This window comes from Ruegeria meonggei (assembly GCF_900172215.1).
In the GTDB taxonomy this organism is placed as follows: domain Bacteria; phylum Pseudomonadota; class Alphaproteobacteria; order Rhodobacterales; family Rhodobacteraceae; genus Ruegeria; species Ruegeria meonggei.
This window is the reverse complement of the sequence record NZ_FWFP01000030.1, coordinates 1-1170: the sequence shown is the minus strand read 5'-3', so window position 1 is coordinate 1170 and position 1170 is coordinate 1. Positions and strand designations below refer to the sequence as shown.

Annotated in this window: 1 protein-coding gene; it reads left to right on the top strand. The window is 59.6% G+C overall.

Features of this window, described 5'->3' with window-relative positions; genetic code table 11:
• On the top strand, nucleotides 1-1170 hold a 1170-nt coding region (gene tuf, locus RUM8411_RS22390; protein WP_085824937.1), incomplete at its 3' end, for an elongation factor Tu.

Below are 1170 nucleotides of genomic sequence, written 5' to 3'. Positions count from 1 at the left end.
ATGGCAAAGGAAAAGTTTGAGCGTAACAAGCCGCACGTGAACATTGGCACGATTGGCCACGTTGACCACGGCAAGACGACGCTGACCGCAGCGATCACCAAGTATTTTGGTGACTTCCAAGCGTATGATCAGATTGACGGCGCGCCGGAAGAAAAAGCGCGTGGCATCACCATCTCGACCGCCCACGTGGAATACGAGACGGAAAACCGTCACTATGCCCACGTTGACTGCCCCGGCCACGCCGACTACGTCAAGAACATGATCACCGGTGCTGCCCAGATGGACGGCGCGATTTTGGTTGTGAACGCCGCTGACGGCCCGATGCCGCAGACACGTGAACACATCCTGCTGGGCCGCCAGGTTGGCATCCCGACAATGGTCGTGTTCATGAACAAAGTGGATCAGGTTGACGACGAAGAGCTGCTGGAACTGGTGGAAATGGAAATCCGCGAGCTTCTGTCTTCGTATGAATACCCCGGCGACGACATTCCGATCATTGCCGGTTCGGCTTTGGCCGCGATGGAAGGCAACAACCCGGAGATCGGCGAGGAATCCATCCGCAAGCTGATGGCGGCCGTGGACGAATACATCCCGACGCCTGAGCGTGCGATTGACCAGCCGTTCCTGATGCCGGTCGAAGACGTGTTCTCGATCTCGGGTCGTGGTACGGTTGTGACCGGTCGTGTTGAGCGTGGCGTGATCAATGTTGGCGACGAGATCGAAATCGTCGGCATCCGCGACACCAAGAAAACCACCTGCACGGGCGTTGAAATGTTCCGCAAGCTGCTGGACCGCGGAGAAGCGGGCGACAACATCGGCGCGCTGCTGCGTGGTGTGGACCGTGAAGGTGTTGAGCGTGGCCAGGTTCTGTGTAAGCCGGGCTCGGTGACACCGCACACCAAGTTCGAAGCCGAAGCCTATATCCTGACCAAGGATGAAGGTGGCCGTCACACGCCGTTCTTCGCGAACTACCGTCCTCAGTTCTACTTCCGGACCACTGACGTGACCGGCACCGTGACCCTGGCGTCCGGCACCGAGATGGTCATGCCCGGCGACAACGTGTCGTTCGAGGTTGAGCTGATCGCGCCGATCGCGATGGAAAACGGCCTGCGTTTCGCCATCCGCGAAGGCGGCCGCACCGTCGGCGCCGGCGTCGTGTCGAAAATCGTC